The organism is Pseudomonas sp. St29, assembly GCF_001547915.1.
In the GTDB taxonomy this organism is placed as follows: Bacteria; Pseudomonadota; Gammaproteobacteria; order Pseudomonadales; family Pseudomonadaceae; genus Aquipseudomonas.
In genome coordinates, this window is sequence record NZ_AP014628.1 from 663,441 (window position 1) to 686,630 (window position 23,190).

General features: G+C 64.3%; 17 protein-coding genes. 12 read left to right on the forward strand and 5 right to left on the reverse strand.

All coding sequences use genetic code 11. The annotated features are described in order from the left end of the window. Positions 1 to 57 precede the first annotated feature (57 nt). The 7 genes from dnaB to PST29_RS02950 all read left to right on the forward strand — a co-directional run bounded on the left by dnaB (position 58) and on the right by PST29_RS02950 (position 12,512). Positions 58 to 1,455: a replicative DNA helicase gene (dnaB, locus tag PST29_RS02920; protein WP_007921486.1), complete on the forward strand. Its 1,398-nt coding sequence runs from the start codon at positions 58 to 60 to the stop codon at positions 1,453 to 1,455. A gap of 277 nt (positions 1,456 to 1,732) precedes the next feature. Beyond that, positions 1,733 to 4,030 (forward strand): YgiQ family radical SAM protein, encoded by a 2,298-nt coding sequence (locus PST29_RS02925; RefSeq protein ID WP_060837271.1) that lies wholly within the window; start codon positions 1,733 to 1,735, stop codon positions 4,028 to 4,030. A gap of 171 nt (positions 4,031 to 4,201) precedes the next feature. Continuing rightward, the gene (locus tag PST29_RS02930; RefSeq protein ID WP_085984431.1) at positions 4,202 to 5,143 is read left to right on the forward strand and encodes an NAD synthetase; all 942 of its coding nucleotides are present in this window, start codon (positions 4,202 to 4,204) and stop codon (positions 5,141 to 5,143) included. Further along, positions 5,140 to 5,601, forward strand: coding sequence for a hypothetical protein (locus PST29_RS02935; RefSeq protein ID WP_060842331.1), 462 nt, complete (start codon positions 5,140 to 5,142; stop codon positions 5,599 to 5,601). Before PST29_RS02930 ends, PST29_RS02935 begins: the two co-directional genes overlap by 4 nt. A gap of 171 nt (positions 5,602 to 5,772) precedes the next feature. After that, positions 5,773 to 9,048, forward strand: a complete 3,276-nt coding sequence (locus PST29_RS02940; RefSeq protein WP_060842332.1) for a transglutaminase family protein — start codon at positions 5,773 to 5,775, stop codon at positions 9,046 to 9,048. An 87-nt stretch (positions 9,049 to 9,135) separates the two neighbouring features. After that, positions 9,136 to 11,622, forward strand: coding sequence for a circularly permuted type 2 ATP-grasp protein (locus PST29_RS02945; RefSeq protein ID WP_060842333.1), 2,487 nt, complete (start codon positions 9,136 to 9,138; stop codon positions 11,620 to 11,622). After that, positions 11,622 to 12,512 carry a transglutaminase family protein gene (locus tag PST29_RS02950; protein WP_060837276.1) on the forward strand — a complete coding sequence of 297 codons (891 nt, stop codon included), beginning with the start codon at positions 11,622 to 11,624 and terminating at the stop codon, positions 12,510 to 12,512. The genes PST29_RS02945 and PST29_RS02950 overlap by 1 nt, the downstream gene beginning before the upstream one ends. Before the next feature lie 109 nt (positions 12,513 to 12,621). On the opposite strand, the gene PST29_RS32205 is transcribed toward PST29_RS02950, so the two are convergent. Then, the gene (locus PST29_RS32205; protein WP_164990740.1) at positions 12,622 to 12,792 is read right to left on the reverse strand and encodes a hypothetical protein; all 171 of its coding nucleotides are present in this window, start codon (positions 12,790 to 12,792) and stop codon (positions 12,622 to 12,624) included. A 68-nt stretch (positions 12,793 to 12,860) separates the two neighbouring features. Continuing rightward, positions 12,861 to 13,448 carry a TIGR00730 family Rossman fold protein gene (locus tag PST29_RS02955; RefSeq protein WP_060837277.1) on the reverse strand — a complete coding sequence of 196 codons (588 nt, stop codon included), beginning with the start codon at positions 13,446 to 13,448 and terminating at the stop codon, positions 12,861 to 12,863. 351 nt (positions 13,449 to 13,799) lie between these two features. On the opposite strand from PST29_RS02955, the gene azu reads away from it, so the two are divergent. After that, a complete protein-coding gene (gene azu / locus PST29_RS02960) occupies positions 13,800 to 14,246 on the forward strand; it encodes an azurin (protein WP_047301366.1) in 447 nt (148 codons plus the stop codon). Between the two features lie 156 nt (positions 14,247 to 14,402). Here azu and nadE read toward each other — a convergent pair whose 3' ends face one another. The 3 genes from nadE to PST29_RS02975 form a co-directional block, all read right to left on the reverse strand. After that, positions 14,403 to 15,230: an ammonia-dependent NAD(+) synthetase gene (gene nadE, locus PST29_RS02965; protein WP_060842334.1), complete on the reverse strand. Its 828-nt coding sequence runs from the start codon at positions 15,228 to 15,230 to the stop codon at positions 14,403 to 14,405. 3 nt (positions 15,231 to 15,233) lie between these two features. Next, the gene (gene pncB, locus PST29_RS02970) at positions 15,234 to 16,448 is read right to left on the reverse strand and encodes a nicotinate phosphoribosyltransferase (RefSeq protein ID WP_060842335.1); all 1,215 of its coding nucleotides are present in this window, start codon (positions 16,446 to 16,448) and stop codon (positions 15,234 to 15,236) included. 201 nt (positions 16,449 to 16,649) lie between these two features. Continuing rightward, positions 16,650 to 17,552 (reverse strand): LysR family transcriptional regulator, encoded by a 903-nt coding sequence (locus PST29_RS02975; RefSeq protein WP_060842336.1) that lies wholly within the window; start codon positions 17,550 to 17,552, stop codon positions 16,650 to 16,652. A gap of 171 nt (positions 17,553 to 17,723) precedes the next feature. Between PST29_RS02975 and amaB the strand changes: the two genes are divergently transcribed. From amaB to PST29_RS02995, 4 genes are all read left to right on the forward strand, one after another. Then, positions 17,724 to 19,214 (forward strand): L-piperidine-6-carboxylate dehydrogenase, encoded by a 1,491-nt coding sequence (gene amaB / locus PST29_RS02980; RefSeq protein WP_060837281.1) that lies wholly within the window; start codon positions 17,724 to 17,726, stop codon positions 19,212 to 19,214. A gap of 113 nt (positions 19,215 to 19,327) precedes the next feature. Further along, positions 19,328 to 20,611, forward strand: coding sequence for an L-pipecolate oxidase (gene amaA, locus PST29_RS02985; protein ID WP_060842337.1), 1,284 nt, complete (start codon positions 19,328 to 19,330; stop codon positions 20,609 to 20,611). Between the two features lie 364 nt (positions 20,612 to 20,975). Further along, positions 20,976 to 22,112, forward strand: a complete 1,137-nt coding sequence (locus PST29_RS02990) for a branched-chain amino acid ABC transporter substrate-binding protein (protein ID WP_016967874.1) — start codon at positions 20,976 to 20,978, stop codon at positions 22,110 to 22,112. 161 nt (positions 22,113 to 22,273) lie between these two features. After that, on the forward strand, positions 22,274 to 23,188 hold the full coding sequence (locus tag PST29_RS02995) for an ABC transporter permease subunit (RefSeq protein WP_011058967.1): 915 nt from the start codon (positions 22,274 to 22,276) through the stop codon (positions 23,186 to 23,188). Positions 23,189 to 23,190 lie beyond the last annotated feature (2 nt).

Genomic DNA, 23,190 nt, shown 5'->3' on the forward strand with positions numbered 1-23,190 from the left:
GTCGTGCCCTTTGTCTTTCTGCTGATCCTGATTTTCACCCCCGAATTCCAAGTGGCCATGAACGATATCTCCGCTCCCGAGCAATACGATCTGCAAACCGCCGCCCTGAAGGTGCCGCCGCATTCCATCGAGGCCGAACAGGCCGTGCTCGGTGGTCTGATGCTGGACAACAACGCCTGGGAACGCGTGTTGGATCAAGTGTCCGACGGCGATTTCTACCGGCATGACCACCGTTTGATCTTCCGCGCCATCGCCAAGCTGGCCGACCAGAACATGCCGATCGACGTGGTCACTCTGTCCGAGCAGTTGGACAAGGAAGGCCAGACGTCGCAGGTTGGCGGCCTGGGCTATCTGGGCGAGCTGGCGAAGAACACCCCGTCGGTGGCCAACATCAAGGCCTACGCGCAGATCGTTCGCCAGCGGGCAACCCTGCGCCAGCTGATCGGCATCAGTACCGAGATCGCCGACAGCGCCTTCAACCCCGAAGGCCGCACCGCCGAGGAGATCCTCGACGAGGCCGAGCGGCAGATCTTCCAGATCGCCGAAGCGCGGCCCAAGACCGGCGGCCCGGTGGGGGTCAACGAACTGCTGACCAAGGCCATCGATCGCATCGATACCCTGTTCAACACCGACAACGCCATCACTGGCCTGTCCACCGGCTACACCGACCTCGACGAGAAGACCAGCGGCCTGCAGCCGGCCGACTTGATCATCGTCGCCGGCCGTCCGTCCATGGGTAAGACCACCTTCGCCATGAACCTGGTGGAAAACGCGGTACTGCGCAGCGACAAGGCGGTGCTGGTGTACTCCCTGGAGATGCCAGGTGAATCGCTGATCATGCGTATGCTGTCCTCCCTGGGCCGCATCGACCAGACCAAGGTCCGTTCCGGCCAGCTGGAAGACGATGACTGGCCGCGCCTGACCTCGGCGGTCAACCTGCTCAACGACCGCAAGCTGTTCATCGACGACACCGCGGGCATCAGCCCCTCGGAAATGCGCGCGCGGACCCGGCGCCTGGTGCGCGAGCACGGCGATATCGCCCTGATCATGATCGACTACCTGCAGCTGATGCAGATCCCGGGGTCCAGCGGTGACAACCGCACCAACGAGATTTCCGAGATCTCCCGGTCCCTCAAGGCCCTGGCCAAGGAATTCAACTGCCCGGTGGTGGCCCTGTCCCAGCTCAACCGCTCCCTGGAACAACGCCCCAACAAGCGCCCGGTGAACTCCGACTTGCGGGAATCCGGAGCGATCGAGCAGGACGCCGACGTGATCATGTTCGTGTACCGGGACGAGGTGTATCACCCGGAAACCGAGCACAAGGGCATTGCCGAGATCATCATCGGCAAGCAGCGGAACGGCCCGATCGGCTTTATCCGCCTGGCGTTCATCGGCAAGTACACCCGCTTCGAGAACCTCGCGCCGGGCAGTTACAACTTCGACGACGACGAATAACGGCGCACGCCATGGTGGTGGCCGTCTGCGGCGAGGGAGCTTGCTCCCGCTGGCGCGCGCAGCGGCCCCATGTCCGGTCGTCACCCAGCTTCAGATAAATTGTCAGCACCGACTCTGCGCCTGCCGCGCAGGCGAGCGGGAGCAAGCCGGTTGCGTGACATGAAAATGAATTCCGACCCTTTTGGTCGGAATTGGTTATTTTTTGTGCTATATTCCGCGCCCGCGAATTTTCCTGATAGCCATCGCGTCCCTATTCAAGCCAACACCGGTCATCGACATGCAAGCAGCCAAGCCGTTATTTGACTATCCCAAGTACTGGGCCGAATGTTTCGGGCCAGCGCCATTCCTGCCCATGAGCAGGGAGGAGATGGATCAGCTCGGCTGGGATTCCTGCGACATCATCATCGTCACCGGTGATGCCTACGTCGATCACCCTTCGTTCGGCATGGCGATCATCGGCCGCCTGCTGGAGTCCCAGGGCTTTCGCGTGGGGATCATTGCCCAGCCCAACTGGCAGTCCAAAGACGACTTCATGAAGCTCGGCGAGCCGAACCTGTTCTTCGGTGTCGCCGCCGGCAACATGGACTCGATGATCAACCGCTACACCGCCGACAAGAAAGTCCGCTCCGACGACGCCTATACCCCCGGCGGCCTGGCGGGCAAGCGCCCGGACCGCGCCAGCCTGGTGTACAGCCAGCGTTGCAAGGAAGCCTACAAGCATGTGCCGATCGTCCTCGGCGGCATCGAAGCCTCCCTGCGCCGCATCGCCCACTACGACTACTGGCAGGACCGGGTGCGCAACTCGATCCTGATCGACGCCAGCGCCGACATCCTGCTGTACGGCAACGCCGAGCGGGCCATCGTCGAAGTGGCCCAGCGCCTGTCCTATGGCCACAAGATCGAAGACATCACCGACGTGCGCGGCACCGCTTTCATCCGCCGCGACACGCCCAAGGACTGGTACGAAGTGGACTCCACCCGTATCGACCGTCCGGGCAAGATCGACAAGATCATCAACCCCTACGTCAACACCCAGGACACCGCCGCCTGCGCCATCGAGCAGGAAAAAGGCCCGGCCGAAGACCCCAACGAAGCCAAGGTCGTGCAGATCCTCGCCAGCCCGCGCATGACCCGGGACAAGACCGTGATCCGCCTGCCGTCCATGGAGAAGGTACGCAACGACCCGGTCCTGTACGCCCACGCCAACCGCGTGCTGCACCTGGAAACCAACCCGGGCAACGCCCGTGCCCTGGTGCAGAAACATGGCGAAGTGGACGTGTGGTTCAACCCGCCGCCCATTCCCATGACCACCGAGGAAATGGACTACGTGTTCGGCATGCCGTATCAGCGCATTCCGCACCCGGCCTATGGCAAGGAAAAGATCCCGGCCTACGAGATGATCCGCTTCTCGGTGAACATCATGCGTGGCTGCTTCGGCGGCTGTACCTTCTGCTCCATCACCGAGCACGAAGGGCGGATCATCCAGAACCGTTCCGAAGAGTCGATCATTCGCGAGATCGAAGAAATTCGCGACAAGGTTCCCGGCTTTACCGGGGTGATCTCCGACCTCGGCGGCCCGACCGCGAACATGTACCGCATCGCCTGCAAGAGCCCGGAGATCGAATCCGCGTGCCGCAAGCCGTCCTGCGTGTTCCCCGGCATCTGTCCGAACCTGAACACCGACCACTCGTCGCTGATCCAGCTGTACCGCAGTGCCCGCGCCCTGCCCGGGGTGAAGAAGATCCTCATCGCTTCCGGCCTGCGTTACGACCTGGCGGTGGAATCGCCGGAGTACGTCAAGGAACTGGTGACCCACCACGTCGGTGGCTACCTGAAGATCGCCCCGGAACACACCGAGGAAGGTCCGCTCAACCAGATGATGAAGCCGGGCATCGGCACCTATGACCGCTTCAAGCGCATGTTCGAGAAGTACTCCAAGGAAGCGGGCAAGGAGCAGTACCTGATTCCGTACTTCATCGCCGCCCACCCGGGCACCACCGATGAAGACATGATGAACCTGGCCCTGTGGCTCAAGGGCAACGGCTTCCGCGCCGACCAGGTGCAGGCGTTCTACCCGTCGCCGATGGCCACCGCCACCGCCATGTACCACTCGGGCAAGAACCCGCTGCGCAAGGTCACCTACAAGAGCGACGGCGTGACCATCGTCAAGAGCGAGGAGCAGCGCCGCCTGCACAAGGCGTTCCTGCGCTACCACGATCCCAAGGGCTGGCCGATGCTGCGCGAGGCCCTGCTGCGCATGGGCCGTGGCGATCTGATCGGCCCGGGCAAGCACCAGCTGATTCCGGCTCACCAGCCGGCCACCGACAGCTACCAGAGCGCGCGCCGCAAGAACTCGACGCCTGCCGGCAGCCACAAGGTGGCCAAGGAAACCAGGATCCTCACCCAGCACACCGGCCTGCCACCGCGTGGCAGCGACGGCGGCAATGCCTGGGACAAGCGCGAGCAGGCCAAGGCCGCGGCGTTCGCCCGCAACAAGCAGGCCGCCAAGGAGCGTGCCGATGCGGCCAAGGGCAAAGGCAAGAAGCCGACCCGCAAGCCGGTGGTACCGCGCTAAACCGACAAAACGCCAGCCGCCGAGCTGGCGTTTTGCTTTCAGGGCGATGGTTTTTTTTGCCCGTGGGTCCGCAACAAATCGCCAGGGCTTTGTTAAGGTTGCCGGGTTTTTATCGCCGTAATGCCGGGATGGCTTCAGGCCATCAGGCAGCGTTCAATCGCCAGACCAAGGATGAATCCCGTGACCAGCTCGTTAGCCGCCATTGGCATGGACTCCAGCCCTTCGCAGTTTCTTGCCCGCCAACGTATCGAAAGCCAGATCAACCTGCCGCGCCTGTTCGCCGCCATCGACGCCGATCCAGCGATTGTCGGCGCCGGGGTGGTGTACATCGATGCCGACTTCAACGTGGTGACCCTGCGCGAATTCAAGCCGATCTGCAGTATCACGCCCAAGCGCATCATCCTGCGGGAGGCGAAGAAGTACATCGCGCCCCAGCAGTTCGTCGATCAAGTGAAGAACAACCCAAGGGAATCCCGCCTGGCCACGGAATCGTTCAACACCACGCTGTCCTGCACCGCCGCGGTCATCGGCTGGCTGGTGGTGTTCAGTGGCAGTATCGCCGTGCCGTTCACCGCCGGCGCCAGCGCCTGGATGGTCGGGCTGGGAGTCACCGTCGCCGCGGCGGGCACCGCCCAGTGCGCCATCGGTGGCGCCCGGGTGATCAACGAGATCCAGGATCCGGCGGCCAACGACCGCATGGACGACGCCGAGTGGTACAACACCGTGTCGCCGATCCTCGACGGCATCTCGCTGGTGGGTGTCGGCGGTTCGGCGCTGACCACGGTCAAGCTGCTCAAGGCCAGCAAGGCCGCCGGCACCGGCAAAAGCTGGGTGCAGTTGCTCAAGGGCCTCAATCGCCAGGAGCGGGCCAAACTGACCAAGGAGTTACTCAGCCTGCGCGACCCCAGCCTGACGCCCAAATTGCTCAAGTTGCAGCAACGGGCAGGGGGGCTGCCCAAGCGCTACTCGTCGGCGCAGATCAAGCACGCCACCCTGACTCAGATGAAGGATGCCCTGGGCGCCGCCCTGAGCACCGCCGGCAGCTACAGCTCCGGCAACCTCGGCACGGTGAAGACCCTGGCGGTGGGCCTCTACGAGGAGTTCGACCAGTGATAGGGGGCGGCCGGATGGGCGAGTTCCTTGCGCGTTATTTTCCGATTTTCATGCTCACGGTCCTGCTCGGCTGCTTCAGCGCTTCGCTGCTGCTGTCCCTGTGCGGAACCACCTATTGGCGTGGCATGGCGCCGGCGCAGCGCGACGACTACCTGCTGCTGGGCCTGTTGCTGCTGATTCCGCTGCTGGTGCTGAGCAACCTGCTGATCGTGCGCGGAGTGGCCTGGGCGGTGTGGCTGCTGGCCGGTTACTTTCTGGCCTGCCTGCTGCTGGTGGTGCCGATGATCCAGTACCGCCCGCACCAGGGCGTGTACCTGTTCGCCATGCTCGTGCCGCTGCTCGGCCTGCTGTTGCTCAACAGCCGACGGCACCGGGAGATGCGTGAGCGCCTGCTGGAGATCCGTCACCAGCGTCGGCGCCTGCTGGCTGCCGCCAAGCAATCGCGCAAGCGCCATTGACGTTGGCCCGGCCGGCCGGTGCATTTTCGTGCAATCCGTTGCACAGGGATGCACCGGTTGCGCGATTTTGGTGCTGTACTGCCCCGAGTCGTTGAGCAAACCCCGGAATCTGTGCGCTGGCATAAGTCTTGCGCGGGTCCATCCACCGCTCAGGCTCGCAGGAGGCACGCCGTGTCGATCCATGTCGCATTGCACCATGTCACGCACTATCGCTACGACCGCGCCGTCGAACTTGGCCCGCAGATCGTCCGCTTGCGTCCGGCGCCCCACAGCCGCACGCGAATTCTTGCCTATGCCTTGAAGGTCGAGCCCGAGCAGCATTTCATCAACTGGCAACAGGACCCCCAGGGCAATTACCTGGCGCGCCTGGTGTTCCCGGAGAAAACCACCGAGCTGCGCATCGAAGTGGATCTGCTGGCGGAAATGGCGGTGTTCAATCCCTTCGACTTTTTCCTCGAGCCTTACGCGCAGCAGATCCCGTTCAGCTACGCCGCCGATGAGCGGCGGGAGTTGGCGCCCTACCTGGAAACCCTGCCCCTGACCCCGACCTTCCAGGCCTACCTGGACGCCATTCCCCGCACGCCGCTGCCGACCGTGGATTTTCTGGTGGGTCTGAATCAGCGGCTCAGCGACGACATTGCCTATCTGATCCGCATGGAGCCCGGGGTGCAGACCCCGGAGCAGACCCTGGTCAACGCGTCGGGCTCCTGTCGCGACTCGGCCTGGCTGCTGGTGCAGCTGTTGCGCCACCTGGGGCTGGCGGCGCGGTTCGTCTCCGGCTACCTCATCCAGCTGACCGCGGACGTCAAGGCCCTGGACGGCCCTTCGGGCACCGAAGTGGATTTCACCGACCTGCATGCCTGGTGCGAGGTCTACCTGCCCGGCGCCGGCTGGATCGGCCTGGACGCCACCTCCGGGCTGTTCGCCGGGGAAGGGCATATTCCCCTGGCCTGCAGCCCCGATCCTTCTTCAGCGGCGCCCATCAGCGGCCTGGTGGAGCCCTGCGAGTGCCAGTTCAGTCATGCCATGAGTGTCGAGCGGATCTGGGAAGCGCCCCGGGTGACCAAGCCCTACACCGATGGACAGTGGGAGGCGATCCAGGCCCTGGGGCGGCAGATCGACCATGAGCTGCTGGAAGGCGATGTGCGCCTGACCATGGGCGGTGAACCGACCTTCGTGGCCATCGACGATCCCGACGGCGCCGAATGGAACACCGCGGCCCTGGGGCCGAACAAGCGCCGCCTGGCCGGCGAGCTGTTCCAACGCCTGCGCCAGCGCTACGCCCCCCAGGGGCTGGTGCACTTCGGTCAGGGCAAGTGGTACCCGGGGGAGCAATTGCCGCGCTGGTCGCTGAACGGCTACTGGCGGCGCGACGGCGTGCCGATCTGGCACGACCATGCCCTGATTGCCGACGAGCACCAGGATTACGCCGCCGACGCGCAACTGGCCGGGCGCTTCCTGGCCTCTGTCGCCGAGCGCCTGAAACTGCCGGCACGCTTCGTGTTCCCCGCCTACGAGGACAATTTCTACTACCTGTGGCGCGAAGGCCGCCTGCCGCTGAATGTCAGCGCCGAAGACTCGCGGTTGGAGGACGCCCTGGAGCGTCAGCGGCTGCGCAAGGTGTTCAGCCAGGGCCTGGACAAGGTCATTGGCCAGGTGCTGCCCCTGGCGCGCACGGCCAAGGGCGACCAGTGGCAGAGCGGGCGCTGGTACCTGCGCGACAGTCACTGCCGCCTGGTCCCCGGGGATTCGCCCCTGGGCTACCGCCTGCCCCTGGCGTCCCAGCCCTGGGTGACGGCGGCGGAGTACCCCTTCATTCACCCCCAGGATCCGAACCAGGACTTCCCGGACCTGCCGGATCCGTCGCAGCTGGCGGATGTCGCCGAGGCGGCGGTCGCCCAGGAGCGCGTGCCCGCGATCGATCAGTCCGCCGACTGGCTGACCCGCACCGCGTTGTGCGCCGAGGCGCGGGAAGGACGCCTGTACCTGTTCATGCCGCCGCTGGAGCGACTGGAGGATTACCTGCAACTGGTCAGCGTGATCGAGGCCACCGCCGCCGAGCTGCAGTGTCCGGTGCTGCTGGAGGGCTACGAGCCACCGGCGGACCCGCGCCTGTGCAATTTGCGGGTGACCCCGGACCCGGGAGTGATCGAGGTCAACGTGCAGCCTTCGGTGAGTTGGGACGAGCTGGTGGAGCGCACCGAGTTCCTCTACGAGCAGGCGCGGCAGACGCGCCTGACCAGCGAGAAGTTCATGATCGACGGGCGCCACACCGGCACCGGCGGCGGCAACCATTTCGTCCTTGGCGGCGCCACCCCGGGAGACTCGCCGTTTCTGCGCCGCCCCGATCTGCTGCGCAGCCTGATCAGCTACTGGCACAACCACCCGTCGCTGTCCTACCTGTTTTCCGGTTTGTTCATCGGCCCCACGTCCCAGGCGCCCAGGGTCGACGAGGCCCGTAACGATGCACTCTACGAACTGGAAATTGCCTTCGCGCAGATGCCCGCGCCGGGCGAGGAGTGCGCGCCCTGGCAGGTGGACCGCCTGTTGCGCAACCTGCTGATCGATGTCACCGGCAACACCCACCGCGCCGAGTTCTGCATCGACAAGCTGTATTCGCCGGATGGCGCCACCGGGCGTCTCGGGCTGCTGGAGTTGCGCGCGTTCGAGATGCCGCCCCATGCGCGCATGAGCCTGGTCCAGCAGTTGCTATTGCGGGCGCTGGTGGCGCGGTTCTGGCGCGAGCCCTACGCTCCGGCCAGGCTGGCGCGCTGGGGCACGGAGCTGCACGATCGCTTTCTGCTGCCGCATTTCATCGAGCAGGATTTCGCCGATGTGCTGCTGGAGCTCAATGCCGCGGGCTATCCGTTGCAGGCCGAGTGGTTTGCCGCGCACCGGGAGTTTCGCTTTCCCAAGGTGGGCGACTATGCCGTCGGCGGTATCGAACTGGAGTTGCGCCAGGCCCTGGAGCCCTGGCATGTGCTGGGAGAAGAGGGCGCGGCCGGGGGAACCGTGCGTTACGTCGACTCCTCGCTGGAGCGCTTGCAGGTCAAGGTCAGCGGGCTGACGCCCGAGCGCCATGTGCTGACCTGCAACGGCGTGCCGGTGCCATTGCAGCCCACCGGGCGGGTGGGCGAGTTCGTCGCCGGGGTGCGCTTTCGCGCCTGGCAGCCGGCCAACTGCCTGCAGCCGATGATTCCGGTACATGCGCCCCTGGTGTTCGACCTGCTGGATACCTGGATGCAGCGCTCGCTGGGTGGTTGCCAATACCATGTGGCCCACCCCGGAGGACGCAACTACGACAGCCTGCCGGTCAATGCCAATGAGGCGGAAAGCCGGCGCATGGCGCGCTTTTTCCGCCACGGCCACAGCCCCGGCAGCCTCCCGGTTGCGCCGCCGAGCAGCAACCAGGAAATGCCCATGACCCTGGATTTACGACGCTTTTAGTCCCGCTGCGACGCCCGCGATATAGCCATATCCGGGCGTCATGGCTGTGGGTTAATCTGCCTTTCCCTGCCGTCTGCCGAGTGTTCCATGCCTGACTTGCTAGACCGCTACCCGCTGACCGCGGGTACCTACCACGAGCTGCTGGATGACCAGGGTGCGGTGCGGGCGCACTGGCGGCGCCTGCTCGAACAGCTGCAGCGCAGCAGCCCCGCGCAGCTGGCTCAGCGCCAGGCGCTGCTGACCCGGCAGATCCACGAGAACGGCGTCACCTACAACGTCTATGCCGACCCCAAGGGCGCCGACCGCCCCTGGGAGCTGGACCTGTTGCCCCATGTGATCCCCGCGGCGGAGTGGCAGCAGTTGTCGGCCGGGATTGCCCAGCGGGCGCGGCTGCTCAATGCCGTGCTGGCGGACCTGTACGGCCCGCAACGCCTGATCAGTGAAGGGCTGTTGCCCGCCGAGCTGGTGTTCGGGCACAACAATTTCCTCTGGCCGTGCCAGGGCATCCAGCCGCCCGAGGCGACGTTCCTGCACCTGTACGCGGTGGATCTGGCGCGCACCCCCGATGGTCGCTGGTGGGTCACTGCCGATCGCACCCAGGCGCCGTCGGGTGCCGGTTATGCCCTGGAAAACCGCATGATCGTGTCCCGGGCCTTTCCCGATCTGTACCGCGACTTGCAGGTCCAGCATCTGGCCGGGTTCTTCCGGACCCTGCAGGAAACCCTGGCCCGCCAGGCCCCACGGGATGCCGAGGCGCCGCTGATCGTGCTGCTGACTCCGGGGCGTTTCAACGAGAGTTACTTCGAGCACCTGTACCTGGCGCGCCAGCTGGGCTACCCGCTGGTGGAAGGCGGCGATCTGACGGTGCGCGACGCCACGGTCTACCTCAAGACCCTCAGTGGCCTGCGTCGGGTGCACGCCATCATGCGGCGCCTGGACGATGACTTTTGCGATCCCCTGGAGCTGCGTACCGATTCGGCCCTGGGGGTGCCCGGCCTGCTCGACGCGGTGCGCCAGGGCCGGGTGCTGGTGGCCAATGCCCTGGGCAGCGGGGTTCTGGAGTCTCCCGGGCTGCTGGGCTTCCTGCCGAAGATCAGTCAGTTCCTGCTGGGCGAGGACCTGCTCCTGCCGTCCATCGCCACCTGGTGGTGCGGTGAGGCTCCTGTGCTGCAACAGGCCCTGGAAAAACTCCCGGAACTGTTGATCAAGCCGGCTTTTCCGTCCCAGAGCTTTGCCCCGGTGCTGGGCCGCGACCTGAGTCCCGAGCAGCGCCAGCGCCTTGCCGAGCGCATGCGCGCGCGGCCTTATGCCTATGTCGCCCAGGAGTTGCCGCAACTGTCCCAGGCGCCGGTCTGGCAGGCCGAGGACGGCCGGCTGCAATCCCGGGCGATCGGTATGCGGGTCTACGCGGTGGCCAGTGATGACGGTTACCGGGTCTTGCCCGGCGGCCTGACCCGGGTCGCCGCCGACGCTGACGCCGACGCGGTGTCGATGCAGCGCGGCGGCGCCAGCAAGGACACCTGGGTGCTGGGGGAGCGAGCCCCCAGCGGCGAGCAGTGGAAGGCCCAGCGCACCATTGGCGTCTACGATCTGGTGCGTCGCGACCCCTACCTGCCATCGCGGGTGGTGGAGAACCTGTACTGGTTCGGTCGTTACTGCGAGCGCTGCGACGACAGTGCGCGGTTGTTGCGGATCATGCTGGCGCGCTACGTCGATGGCGATGACCCGCAAGCCTTGCGGGCCGCGGTGGACCTGGGGGAAAGCCTGATGCTGCTGCCGGAGGAGGGCGAACTGCCCGAGCGCTTGCTGGCGGCCCTGCTGGGCGAGGACTGGTCGTTCAGCCTGCGTTCCAACCTGCAGCGCCTGCAGTGGGCGGCGTCCCAGGTACGCGGCAAGCTGTCCCGGGAAAACTGGCAGGCCCTGGTGGAGTTGCAGCGCGAGGCCCAGGAGCTGGACACCCAGGAGCCGGATTTCGGTGAGCTGCTGGACTTTCTCAATCGGCTGGTGATGTCCCTGGCGGCACTCTCGGGCTTTGCCCTGGACGACATGACCCGGGATGAAGGCTGGCGTTTCCTGATGATCGGCCGCCGTATCGAGCGCCTGCAATTTCTCAGCAGCAGCCTGGCGGCCTTCCTGCGGGGCACCGCGGCATTCGACCAGGCGGGCCTGGAGTGGCTGCTGGAGTTGGGCAACAGCAGCATCACCTATCGCTCGCGTTACCTGGCGGTGGCGCAGTTGATCCCGGTGCTCGACCTGTTGCTGCTCGACGAGCAGAACCCCCATGCGGTGCTGTTCCAGCTCAAGCTGGTGACCCGCACCCTCAAGCGTCTGAACGACGACTTCGCCGTGCCCCGCGATCTGGCGCTGCCCAAGCTGGTGGAGCGCCTGGCGCGTTTCGACCTGGGTTGCCTGGAGAACTCGCTGTTCGGCCAGGCCAGTGTCCGGGCGGCGGTGGAAGGGCTGGCGGACCTTTTGCAGGAGATCGCCGAGGTCAGCGGCCAGGTTTCCGATCGCCTGGCCCTGCGGCATTTCGCCCATGTGGATGATGTCAGCCAGCAAACGGTGTCGGTCTGATGAGCGCTCGTTACCAGATATTCCACGACACCCATTATCGCTATGACAGCCCGGTGTCCCTGGCCCAGCAACTGGCGCACCTGTGGCCCCGGGCCTGTGCCTGGCAACGGTGCAGCGAGCGGCAGTTGCTGATCAGTCCCGAGCCCACCAGCCGCCGCGACGAACAGGATGTGTTCGGCAATCCCCTGACCCGGCTGGCTTTTGAGCGGCCCCATGATGAATTGCAGGTCAACGCCCAGCTCAGCGTCGAGGTGCTGGACCGGCCGCCGCTGGACTTCGCGCTCTCCGAGGCCTGGGACGCTGCCCGCAGCAGCCTGAGCTACAGCGGCAGGCCCCTGGCGCCCCAGCTGCTGGATGCCTGCCGTTATCGCTTCGAGTCGCCTTATGTGCACCTCAAGCAAAGCTTCGTCGAGTTTTCCGCCAGCTGTTTCCCTCCCGGCCGGCCCTTGCTGCTGGGCGTCCAGGCGTTGATGGAGAAGATCTTCAGCGAGTTCACCTTCGATGCCGAGGCGACCCAGGTGGCAACGCCCCTGGTGGAGGTGCTGGAGCGCCGCCGTGGGGTGTGCCAGGACTTCGCGCACCTGATGCTCGCCTGCCTGCGTTCGCGGGGGCTGGCGGCGCGCTACATCAGCGGCTACCTGCTGACCCAGCCACCGCCGGGGCAGCCGCGGCTGATAGGCGCCGATGCTTCCCACGCGTGGGTTTCAGTGTTTTGCCCGGTGCTGGGCTGGGTGGATTTCGACCCGACCAACAATGTGCAGCCGGCGTTGGAACACATCACCCTGGCCTGGGGCCGGGATTTTTCCGATGTGTCGCCGTTGCGTGGGGTGATTCTGGGAGGGGGCAGCCATGACCCTGATGTCCGGGTCACCGTCATGCCTCTGGCATGACACGGCTGATTCCGACCTTGTAGAAGCCGGCTTGCCGGCGAAGGAGCCAGCGGATACTGCGTAGGGCTGGAGAGCGCTTTCGCTGGCACGCCAGCTCCTACGGGGCAGGTCAGGCCTGGGGGGCCTCGGGTTCGGCGTCGTCGATGCTCACTTCAGGATCCGCATCCGGTGCGCTGCTTTCTTCGGCGGCGGCTTTCTTGCGTTGCAGCTTTTCCTCTTTCTTCTGTTCCTTGGCCAAGTCACGTTGACGTTTGGCGAAGGAGTAATTGGGTTTGGCCATGGGCGATCCTCTGGGGTCGAAGGTGAGGTTGAGCGGCGCGTATTCTGCCTGTAATCGGGCGTTGACCGTTAACTGGGTTTGCTGTCGGCCCACTTGTCCGCCACCGACGGTTTCCAGGCGTCCAGGGCATCCAGCAGGCTGGCGGGCGAGTCGCTGATTTGCAGCATGTCACGGTGCGGGGCGCGGACGAAGCCTTCGCCGACGATATGGTCGAGAAATCCGCTGAGTTTTTCGTAGAAGCCGCTCACTTCCAGCAGGCCCAGGGGCTTGTGGTGATAGCCGAGCTGGCCCCAGGTCCAGACTTCGAACAACTCTTCCAGGGTGCCCAGGCCGCCGGGCAGGGCGATGAAGGCATCGCTGAGTTCGGCCATGCGCGCCTTGCGCGCGTGCATGCCGTCCACCACTTCCAGGCGGGTCAGGCCGTTGTGGCCGATTTCCTTGTCTTTCAGGCTTTGCGGAATGATCCCGATGACCTCGCCGCCGGCCGCCAGGGCCGCATCGGCGACGATGCCCATCAGGCCCACTGCGCCGCCGCCGTAGACCAGGGTCAGCTTGCGCTCGGCCAGGGCGCGGCCCAGGGCCTGGGCGGCTTCACGATACAGAGGGTTGGTGCCGGTGCTGGCGCCACAGAATACACAGACGGATGTTAACGACATGCCTTACTCCGAGGTCATAGAGGGCCTCAGAGTAAAGGCAGGCAGGCGTGGCTCCAAGCATTAAACCTCGTGTTGCGGGGTTTCATGGGTGCCGCTGGCGCCACAGGCGTAGGCGGCGAGCAAACTGCGAAACAGGCTGTTGAAGGGCATGACCAAGGCTCCGGAAAGTGCAGGTGGGCGAAGTCTAGGCTGCCGTAGCGAAGCGGGCTGTTTGATTGTCTCGATCGGCCTGATAGCAGAGAGTTGTATACAGTTTTTTGATGCACATCATAGGAACTTGGGAGAAATTCAGGCAGTCTTCGCTCCCATGGATTCAGATGGATTTTGTTAACCCTGCCTTGGAGATTCACCATGTTTGCCAAACTCGTTGCGGTATCCCTGTTGACACTGGCCAGCAGCCAACTGATGGCTGCCGAATGCAAGGTCGATGTCGACTCTACCGACCAGATGTCCTTCAACACCAAGGAAATCACCATCGACAAGAGCTGCAAGACCTTCACCGTGAACCTGACTCACTCCGGCAGCCTGCCGAAGAACGTCATGGGCCATAACTGGGTCCTGAGCAAAACCGCAGACATGGCCGGCATCGCCACCGACGGCATGGCCGCTGGCATCGACAAGAGCTACCTGAAGGAAGGCGACACTCGCGTCATCGCCCACACCAAGATCATCGGTGCCGGCGAGAAAGACTCGGTCACCTTCGACGTGTCGAAGCTGACCGCGGGCGAAAGCTACCAGTTCTTCTGCTCGTTCCCAGGCCACAACTCGATGATGAAAGGCGCTGTGATCCTGAAGTAAGCATCAGGCACGGCTGCAACAAGAAAGCGCCCCTAGGGGCGCTTTTTTTGTGGGGGCATCTGTAGGAGCGGGCTTGCCCGCGAACAGGCCCTTGAGCCTTGTGCAGCATCAAGCGGCCCTTTCGCCGGCAAGCCGGCTCCTACAGAACATGGTGGCTCACGGGGCGAACGGCATGACGCGCTTGTGGTGGGTCTTGCGGTAGGTGTCGCAGATGATCCTGAAGGCTTCCTCGCGCACCGGCTGGCCGTGCAGGAAGGCGTCGATCTCGGCGTAGGTGACGCCGTGGGACGCTTCATCCGGCTTGCCCGGCGACAGGTCTTCAAGGTCGGCGGTCGGCACTTTTTCCACCAGGGATTCGGGCGCGCCGAAATAGCGGGCAATGGAGCGCACCTGGTTCTTCACCAGACCGCTCAGGGGCGCGAGGTCGCAGGCGCCGTCACCGAACTTGGTGAAGAAGCCCATCACCGCTTCGGCGGCGTGGTCGGTGCCGATCACCAGGCCGTGGGCGGCGCCAGCGATGGTGTACTGGGCGACCATGCGCATCCGTGCCTTGGTGTTGCCGAGGACGAAGTCCCGGGACACCGCGTGCTGCCCTTCGAAGGCCGCCACTTCGCTGGCCAGGGCCTTGACCGCCGGGCCGATGTTCACCGTGTGGCGTTCGTCGGGGTTGATGAAGTCCACCGAGGCCTGGGCGTCGTGTTCGTCGAACTGGGTTTCATAGGGCAGGCGCACCGCGATGAAGCGGTAGCTGTCGTCACCGCTGCGCTCGCGCAGTTCACGCATCGCCCGTTGGGCCAGCAGGCCCGCGGTCAGCGAGTCGACGCCGCCGCTGATGCCCAGCACCAGGGTCTTGAGCCCGGAATTGACCAGGCAATCCTGGATAAAGCCGATGCGTCGGGCGACTTCCGCCTCCAGGGCGGCGTGGTCGGAAAAAGGGGCTTGGACCTTGAGCTGCTGCGCAATCTCACGCTGTACGGCTTGCATGATTCACTCCTTGCCAGTTTGGGCAGGTACTTGGAAAACGTGGCGCAAGTAAGCGACGAAGTTGGGATCCTTGCAATGGGTCTTGCCCGCTTCATCGGAGATCTTGGCGACGGGCTGGCCATTGCAGGCGGCCATTTTAAGCACGATGCTCATCGGCTCGACACCGGGAATATCGCAGGTCAGGTTGGTGCCGATGCCAAAGCTGACGTTGATCCGTCCCCGCAGCGCGCGGAATATTTCCAGGGCCCGGGGCAGGGTCAGGCTGTCGGAGAACACCAGGGTCTTGCTCATCGGCTCGATGCCCAGCTTGTGGTAGTGGGCGATGGCTTTTTCCGCCCAGAGGATCGGGTCCCCGGAATCGTGGCGCAGGCCGTCGAACAGCTTGGCGAAGAACAGATCGAAATCCCCCAGGAAGGCATCGGTGGTGATGCAGTCGGTCAGGGCGATGCCCAGCAGGCCGCGGTATTCCCGGACCCAGCAGTCGAGGGCGGCGATCTGGCTGTCGATCAGCCGGGGCCCCAGTTGCTGGTGGGCCATGATCCATTCGTGGGCCATGGTGCCCAGGGGCTTCATGTTCAGTTCGCGGGACAGGTGCACGTTGCTGGTGCCGACAAAACGCCCGGGGAAATCGTGCTTGAGCACGTTCACCACTTCTTCCTGGACCCGATAGGAAAAGCGCCGGCGAGTGCCGAAATCCGCCATTTGCAGCTCGGACAGTTCCTCGCTGCTGGCGTTGGCGGTCAGCCAATCGAACTTGCGGTACAGCTGCTCCCGGGCCTGGACCAACTGGATCTCGCGGTAACGGTAGCGGTTACGCACTTCGCTGATGATGGCCAGCATCGGCACTTCGAACAGGATCACGTGCAGCCAGGGACCGCGCAGGCGGATGAACAGCTCGCCGTTCTCGATGCCGGTGTGCACGTAGCGCAGGTTGAAGCGAAACAGCCCGAGAAAGCGCAAAAAGTCCGGCTTGAGAAAGCTGATGCGTTCAAGAAAACCCAGCTGGTCGGCGCTCAGGCTCAGTTCCGCCAGGCGCTCGAACTGGTAGCGGATCTCTGCCAGGTACGGCCGCAGGTCCTCGCTGTTACGGCAACGAAACTCCCATTCCACTTCCACGTTGGGGTAGTTGTGCAGCACCGCCTGCATCATGGTCAGTTTGTAGAAGTCGGTGTCGAGCAGGTTCTGCACGATGCGATCGGCAAACACACTCTCGCTCATAACGGGAATCTCCATGCTGGCCGCGACGGACAGCGGCGGCTTCAGCTCTTTCAATGAAGGCGCTAGTGGCGCATAGACGTCCTGCGCTTGACCAGCGATTTTTGCGGCGGGCCATTCTCCTGCCGTAGGAGCTGGCTTGCCAGCGAACGGATCTTCAGCCTTGTGCCGGGCTCAAGGGCCCCATCGCCGGCAAGCCGGCTCCTACGGGAGGGGGGCGTCGTTGTGTTCGAGCATCCAGCGCACGAAGTCGCGGACCTTGGGCACTTCCGCCGAGTGTTCGGGGTAGGCCAGGTAGTAGGCGTCCTGGCTGGGCATGGCGTATTTCCAGGCGATCACCAGTTTGCCCTCGGCCAGCTCCTCTTCCACCAGGAAGCGCGGCAGCAGGGCCACACCGCAACCGACCTGGGCGGCGCGGATGCACATATAGAAGGTTTCGAAACGTGGGCCGTGATAGCTGTGTTCGGTCTGGTAGCCCTGCTGTTCGAACCATTCGTGCCAGCCCTGGGGCCGCGAGGCGTTCTGCAGCAGTACCAGCTCGGTCAGTTGCCGAGGGTCGCTCAAGGGTTCGGCGGGCAGGCTGTCCGGGGCGCAGACCGCCACCAGTTCCTCGCTGAACAGCTTCAGGCTTTCGGTGCCGGGGCGCGCGCCCTGGCCGAAGTAGAACGCCAGGTCGGCGTGGCCCTGGAGCAGTTCGTCGGGCTCCTGCTCGTTGCACAGGTCCAGGTGGATATGCGGGTGGCGCAGGCGCCAGCCCTTGAGGCGCGGCACCAGCCAGCGGGCGCCGAAGGTGTAGGGCGTGGACACCCGCAGCACTTCGGTCTCGCCGCCGTAGGAGCGCAGGTAATGGGTGGACATCTCCACCTGGGTGAGGATCTTGCGGACCTCCACCAGGTACAGGTCGCCGGCCGGGGTCAGCTGCAGGCGGCGCCGCACCCGGCGGAACAGCAGGTGCTGCAGCAGCTCTTCGAGTTGCGCCACCTGCTTGCTCACCGCGCTCTGGGTCAGATTGAGTTCCTCGGCGGCGCGGGTGAAGCTCAGGTGCCGGGTCACGGCCTCGAAACACTGCAGGGCGGTGATCGACGGCAGGTAGCGTTTGTTCAGCATGGGTGGTCCTTGTTCTTATCGGTGCTGGATACCGGCTCAGCATGAATAAACGGAATGATATCTCGCTTAAAGGTCGTTTGTTGGCAAGTCTCGGGCCAGCTACAACTACAGGCCTTGATGGCCGTCGCAGCGGTCGGGATTTTTCGCTTTTCACCTGTAAGGAGTGACCCCATGGTTGCCGCATTGCTTGATCGTCTGGGTGTGAACCCGGCCCTGTACCAGTCGGGCTCCCAGCCTGTGCATTCGCCCATCGACGGCAGCCGGATCGCCGCGGTGAACTGGCAGGGCGCCGCGGAAGTGGAGCAGCAGGTCAGTCGTGCAGAGCATGCTTTCGCTCTGTGGCGCAAAGTGCCGGCACCCCGTCGCGGCGAACTGGTACGGCAATTTGGCGAAGTGCTGCGTGAGCACAAGGCCGACCTGGGGGAGCTGGTGTCCTGGGAAGCCGGCAAGATCACCCAGGAAGGCCTGGGGGAAGTGCAGGAGATGATCGATATCTGCGACTTCGCCGTTGGTCTGTCGCGCCAGCTCTACGGCCTGACCATCGCGTCCGAGCGTCCGGGCCACCACATGCGTGAAACCTGGCATCCGCTGGGCGTGGTGGGGGTGATCAGCGCCTTCAACTTCCCGGTGGCGGTCTGGGCCTGGAACACCGCCCTGGCGCTGGTCTGTGGCAACTCGGTGATCTGGAAGCCGTCGGAGAAGACCCCGCTGACCGCCCTGGCGTGCCAGGCCCTGCTGGAGCGCGTGCTGAAGAATTTCCAGGACGCCCCCGACTACCTGAGCCAGGTGATCATCGGCGGTCGTGACGCCGGCGCCGCCCTGGTGGACGATCCGCGCGTGGCCCTGATCAGCGCCACCGGCAGCACCCGCATGGGCCGCGAAGTGGCGCCCAAGGTCGCCGCGCGCTTTGCCCGCAGCATTCTCGAACTGGGTGGCAACAACGCCATGATCCTGGGCCCGAGCGCCGACCTGGACATGGCGGTGCGCGCCATCCTGTTCAGCGCCGTCGGCACCGCCGGCCAGCGCTGCACCACCTTGCGCCGGCTGATCGCCCATGAGTCGGTGAAGGAAGAAATCGTCAGCCGCCTCAAGACCGCCTATTCCAAGGTGCGCATCGGCCACCCGCTGCAAGGCAACCTGATCGGCCCGCTGATCGACAAGCACAGCTTCGATGCCATGCAGGACGCGCTGGAGCAGGCCCTGAGCGAAGGCGGCCGGGTTTTCGGTGGTCAGCGCCAGTTGCAGGACACCTTCCCCAACGCCTACTACGTGTCGCCGGCCATCGTCGAAATGCCCGAGCAGAGCGACGTGGTGTGCAGCGAAACCTTTGCCCCGATTCTGTACGTGATCGGCTACAACGACTTCGAGGAAGCCCTGCGCCTGAACAACGCCGTGCCTCAGGGCCTGTCCTCCTGCATCTTCACCACCGACGTGCGTGAGGCCGAGCAGTTCATGTCGGCGGTGGGCAGCGACTGCGGCATCGCCAACGTCAACATCGGCCCCAGTGGCGCGGAAATCGGTGGAGCCTTTGGTGGCGAGAAGGAAACCGGCGGCGGTCGCGAATCCGGCTCCGACGCCTGGCGTGGCTACATGCGGCGCCAGACCAACACCGTCAACTATTCCCGAGAGCTGCCACTGGCCCAGGGCATTACCTTCGATTGAGTCTTTTCGCGAGCAAGCTCGCTCCTACGGGGAGGGTTGTAGGAGCCAGCTTGCTGGCGAACAGCGGTCAATGCGTTTCAGCGTCTGTGGTTCGTTGATTTCGGAGTCTGGCAATGGCGCTACAAGAACAATGTCTATGGGAAAAACTGACCCCGCAGCGGCCTGACAACGCCCCGCTCAAGGGCGAGCTGACGGCGGATGTGTGCGTCATCGGCGCCGGTTTCACCGGCCTGTCGGCGGCGGTGCATCTGCTGGAACAGGGCAAGCGGGTCTGTGTGGTCGAGGCCCATCGCGCGGGGCAGGGCGGTTCGGGGCGCAACGTCGGGCTGGTCAACGCCGGCCTGTGGATTCCCCCGGACGAGATCGAGGCCGGTTTCGGCGAGCAGGTGGGCAGCCAGCTCAACCGCATGCTCGGCGCCGCGCCGTCCCTGGTGTTCAGTCTGGTCGACAAGTACCAGATCGATTGCCAGCTGCGTCGCGAAGGCACCTTGCACATGGCCCACAACGCTCGGGGCGAGGCTGACCTGCGCAGTCGCGAGGAGCAATGGAAGCGCCGTGGTGCACCGGTGGAACTGTTGACCGGCGCCGCCTGCGAACAGGCCACCGGCACCCGCAAGATCGCTGCCGCGCTGCTCGACCGGCGTGCCGGCACCCTCAACCCGATGGCCTACACCACCGGGCTGGCCAAGGCCGCGATCAAGCTCGGCGGCCAGCTGTTCGACCATTCCCCGGTCACCCGCCTGGAACGCCAGGGCCAGCGCTGGTCGGTGCAGACCGCGCAGGGTTCGGTGCTGGCCGAACAGGTGGTGATTGCCTCTAACGCCTACACCGAAGGCGACTGGACCGAGCTGCGGCGCAACTTCTTCCCCGGCTACTACTACCAGGTGGCTTCCGCGCCGCTTACCGAAGAGGCGGCGCGGCAGATCCTGCCCGGGGGCCAGGGTTCCTGGGATACTCGGCAGGTGCTGAGCAGTATCCGGCGCGATGCCGACGGGCGCCTGTTGCTCGGCAGTCTGGGCAACGGCAACCAGAAACCGCTGTGGTTCCTCAAGGCCTGGGCCGATCGGGTGCAGCAGCACTACTTCCCCTACCTCAAACCGGTGCAGTGGGAATGCACCTGGACCGGCTGCATCGCCTTCACCCCCGACCACCTGATGCGCCTGTTCGAACCGGCCCCCGGCCTGGTGGCCGTCACCGGTTACAACGGCCGTGGGGTGACCACCGGAACCGTGGTCGGCAAGGCCTTCGCCGACTACCTGTGTCACGGCGATCCCCAGGCATTGCCGATTCCCTTCGCGCCCATGCAGCCCTTGGCCGGCGTGGGGTTGCGCAGTTGCCTGTACGAGGCGGGATTTTCTCTCTATCACGCGGGCCAGTGCCTGCGGATCGTGATCTGAACAAGGAATTAAACGGCCGGAGACGACGCTTTTCGATGCAACGACTAGCCTGTAATGGTGCGGCTCGTAGCAGTCCCGCACCAGCAGTGTGCAGTTCGGTGACGCGGGCTGTTACAGCAAGGTTGCACGTTGAATTGTGTCGCGGTTGCAATGATGGCACGCATGGGTTGCGCCCATTAAAAAGCAGGGTTTCACCTTCCGCGGTTTAGACGGTTGCACGCCCAATAAAAAAGGGCTCGAAACAGTCGAAATAACAATAAGACAGCGACTTTTTTCAGAATAAAAAACCACTGGCACGGCGCTTGCTCTGAGCAATCCTAGTGAAGTCGCAGTGCCAACTAAAAAAACCTTGGAGCACCACCTCATGTCCCAGACGTTTTACAAGAAAGGCTTTCTGGCCCTCGCAGTGGCAACTGCGCTGGGTGTTTCTGCGTTTGCTCAAGCCGACCTGAAGATCGGCGTAGCGGGTCCCATGACAGGCGCCAATGCGGCATTTGGCGAGCAGTACATGAAGGGTGCACAGGCAGCGGCTGACGAGATCAACGCCAAGGGCGGGGTCAACGGCGAGAAGATCGTCCTGGTCAAGGGCGACGATGCCTGCGAACCGAAGCAGGCCGTGGCGGTGGCCAACCGTCTGGTGGACCAGGACAAGGTGGCCGGCGTGGTCGGGCACTTCTGCTCTTCGTCGACCATTCCGGCTTCCGAGGTGTACAGCGACGCGGGCGTGATTGCCATCACCCCGGGCTCCACCAACCCGCAGGTCACCGAGCGCGGCCTGTCCGCGATGTTCCGCATGTGCGGGCGTGACGACCAGCAGGGCATCGTCGCCGGCGATTACATCGTCGACGTGCTCAAGGGCAAGAAAGTCGTGGTGCTGCACGACAAGGACACCTACGGCCAGGGCCTGGCGGATGCCACCAAGGCGCAGCTGACCAAGCGCGGCGTGACCCCGGTGCTGTACGAGGGCCTGACCCGTGGCGAGAAGGACTTCAGCGCCGTGGTGACCAAGATCCGCGCTGCTGGCGCCGACGTGGTGTACTTCGGCGGCCTGCACCCGGAAGCCGGTCCGCTGGTCCGCCAGCTGCGCGAGCAGGGCCTGAAGGACGTCAAGTTCATGTCCGACGACGGCATCGTGACCGACGAGCTGGTGACCACCGCCGGTGGCCCGCAATACGTTGACGGCGTGTACATGACCTTCGGCGCCGACCCACGCCTGCTGCCCGACAGCAAGGCGGTGGTGGATGCTTTCCGCAAGGCCGGCACCGAGCCTGAAGGCTACACCCTGTACGCCTATGCCTCGGTCCAGGCACTGGCCGCCGGCTTCAACGGCGCCAAATCCAACAAGGGCGAAGACGCCGCCAAATGGCTCAAGGCCAATCCGGTGAAAACCGTGATGGGCGAGAAGTCCTGGGACGCCAAGGGCGACCTGAAAATCTCCGACTACGTGGTCTATCAGTGGGACAAGGACGGCAAGTACCACCAGCTGGAAAAACAGAAGTGACCTGAGTCCGAGCGAACCGGTACTACCCCCTGGTGCCGGTTCGTGTTCGTGCAGTACTTGCCTTTTCTCGTAGAGCTGCACAACGGACGTGTTGCGCGGGCCGGTGATCCCTGCCCGTCGCTGACGCCCTGTGCCGTCTCTCAAGTCCGTGAGATTGCGTTATGGATGGTATTTTCCTGCAGCAACTGATCAATGGACTGACCCTCGGGTCTGTCTATGGTCTGATCGCCATCGGCTACACAATGGTCTATGGCATCATCGGCATGATCAACTTCGCCCACGGCGAGGTTTACATGATTTCCGCTTACCTCGCGGCAATCAGTCTGGCTCTGCTGGCCTACTTCGGCATCGAATCCTTCCCGCTACTCATTCTCGGCACCCTGATCTTCACCGTGGTGGTGACAGGGATCTACGGCTGGGTCATCGAGCGTGTGGCCTACAAACCCCTGCGCAACTCCACCCGCCTGGCACCGCTGATCAGCGCCATCGGCATCTCGCTGATCCTGCAGAACTACGCGCAGATCAGTCAGGGCGCCAAGCAGCAAGGGGTTCCGACCCTGCTGGCCGGGGCCTGGAAAGTCGACATCGGCACCGGCTTCGTGCAACTCACCTACACCAAGATCTTCATCCTGGTGGCGGCGTTCGCCGGTATGGCGCTGCTGACCTACATCATCAAGTACACCAAGCTGGGGCGCATGTGCCGGGCCACCCAGCAAGACCGCAAGATGGCCTCGATCCTCGGCATCAACACCGACCGGGTGATCTCCTATGTGTTCGTCATCGGCGCGGCCATGGCGGCCCTGGCCGGGGTGCTGATCACCATGAACTACGGCACCTTCGACTTCTATGCCGGCTTCGTGATCGGCATCAAGGCGTTCACCGCGGCGGTGCTCGGCGGCATCGGTTCGCTGCCCGGAGCGATGCTTGGCGGGATCATCCTCGGGATCTCCGAGTCGCTGTTCTCCGGCTTGATCAACTCCGACTACAAAGACGTGTTCAGTTTCTCGCTGCTGGTGCTGATCCTGATCTTCCGTCCCCAAGGCCTGCTGGGTCGCCCACTCGTGGCGAAGGTATAAGT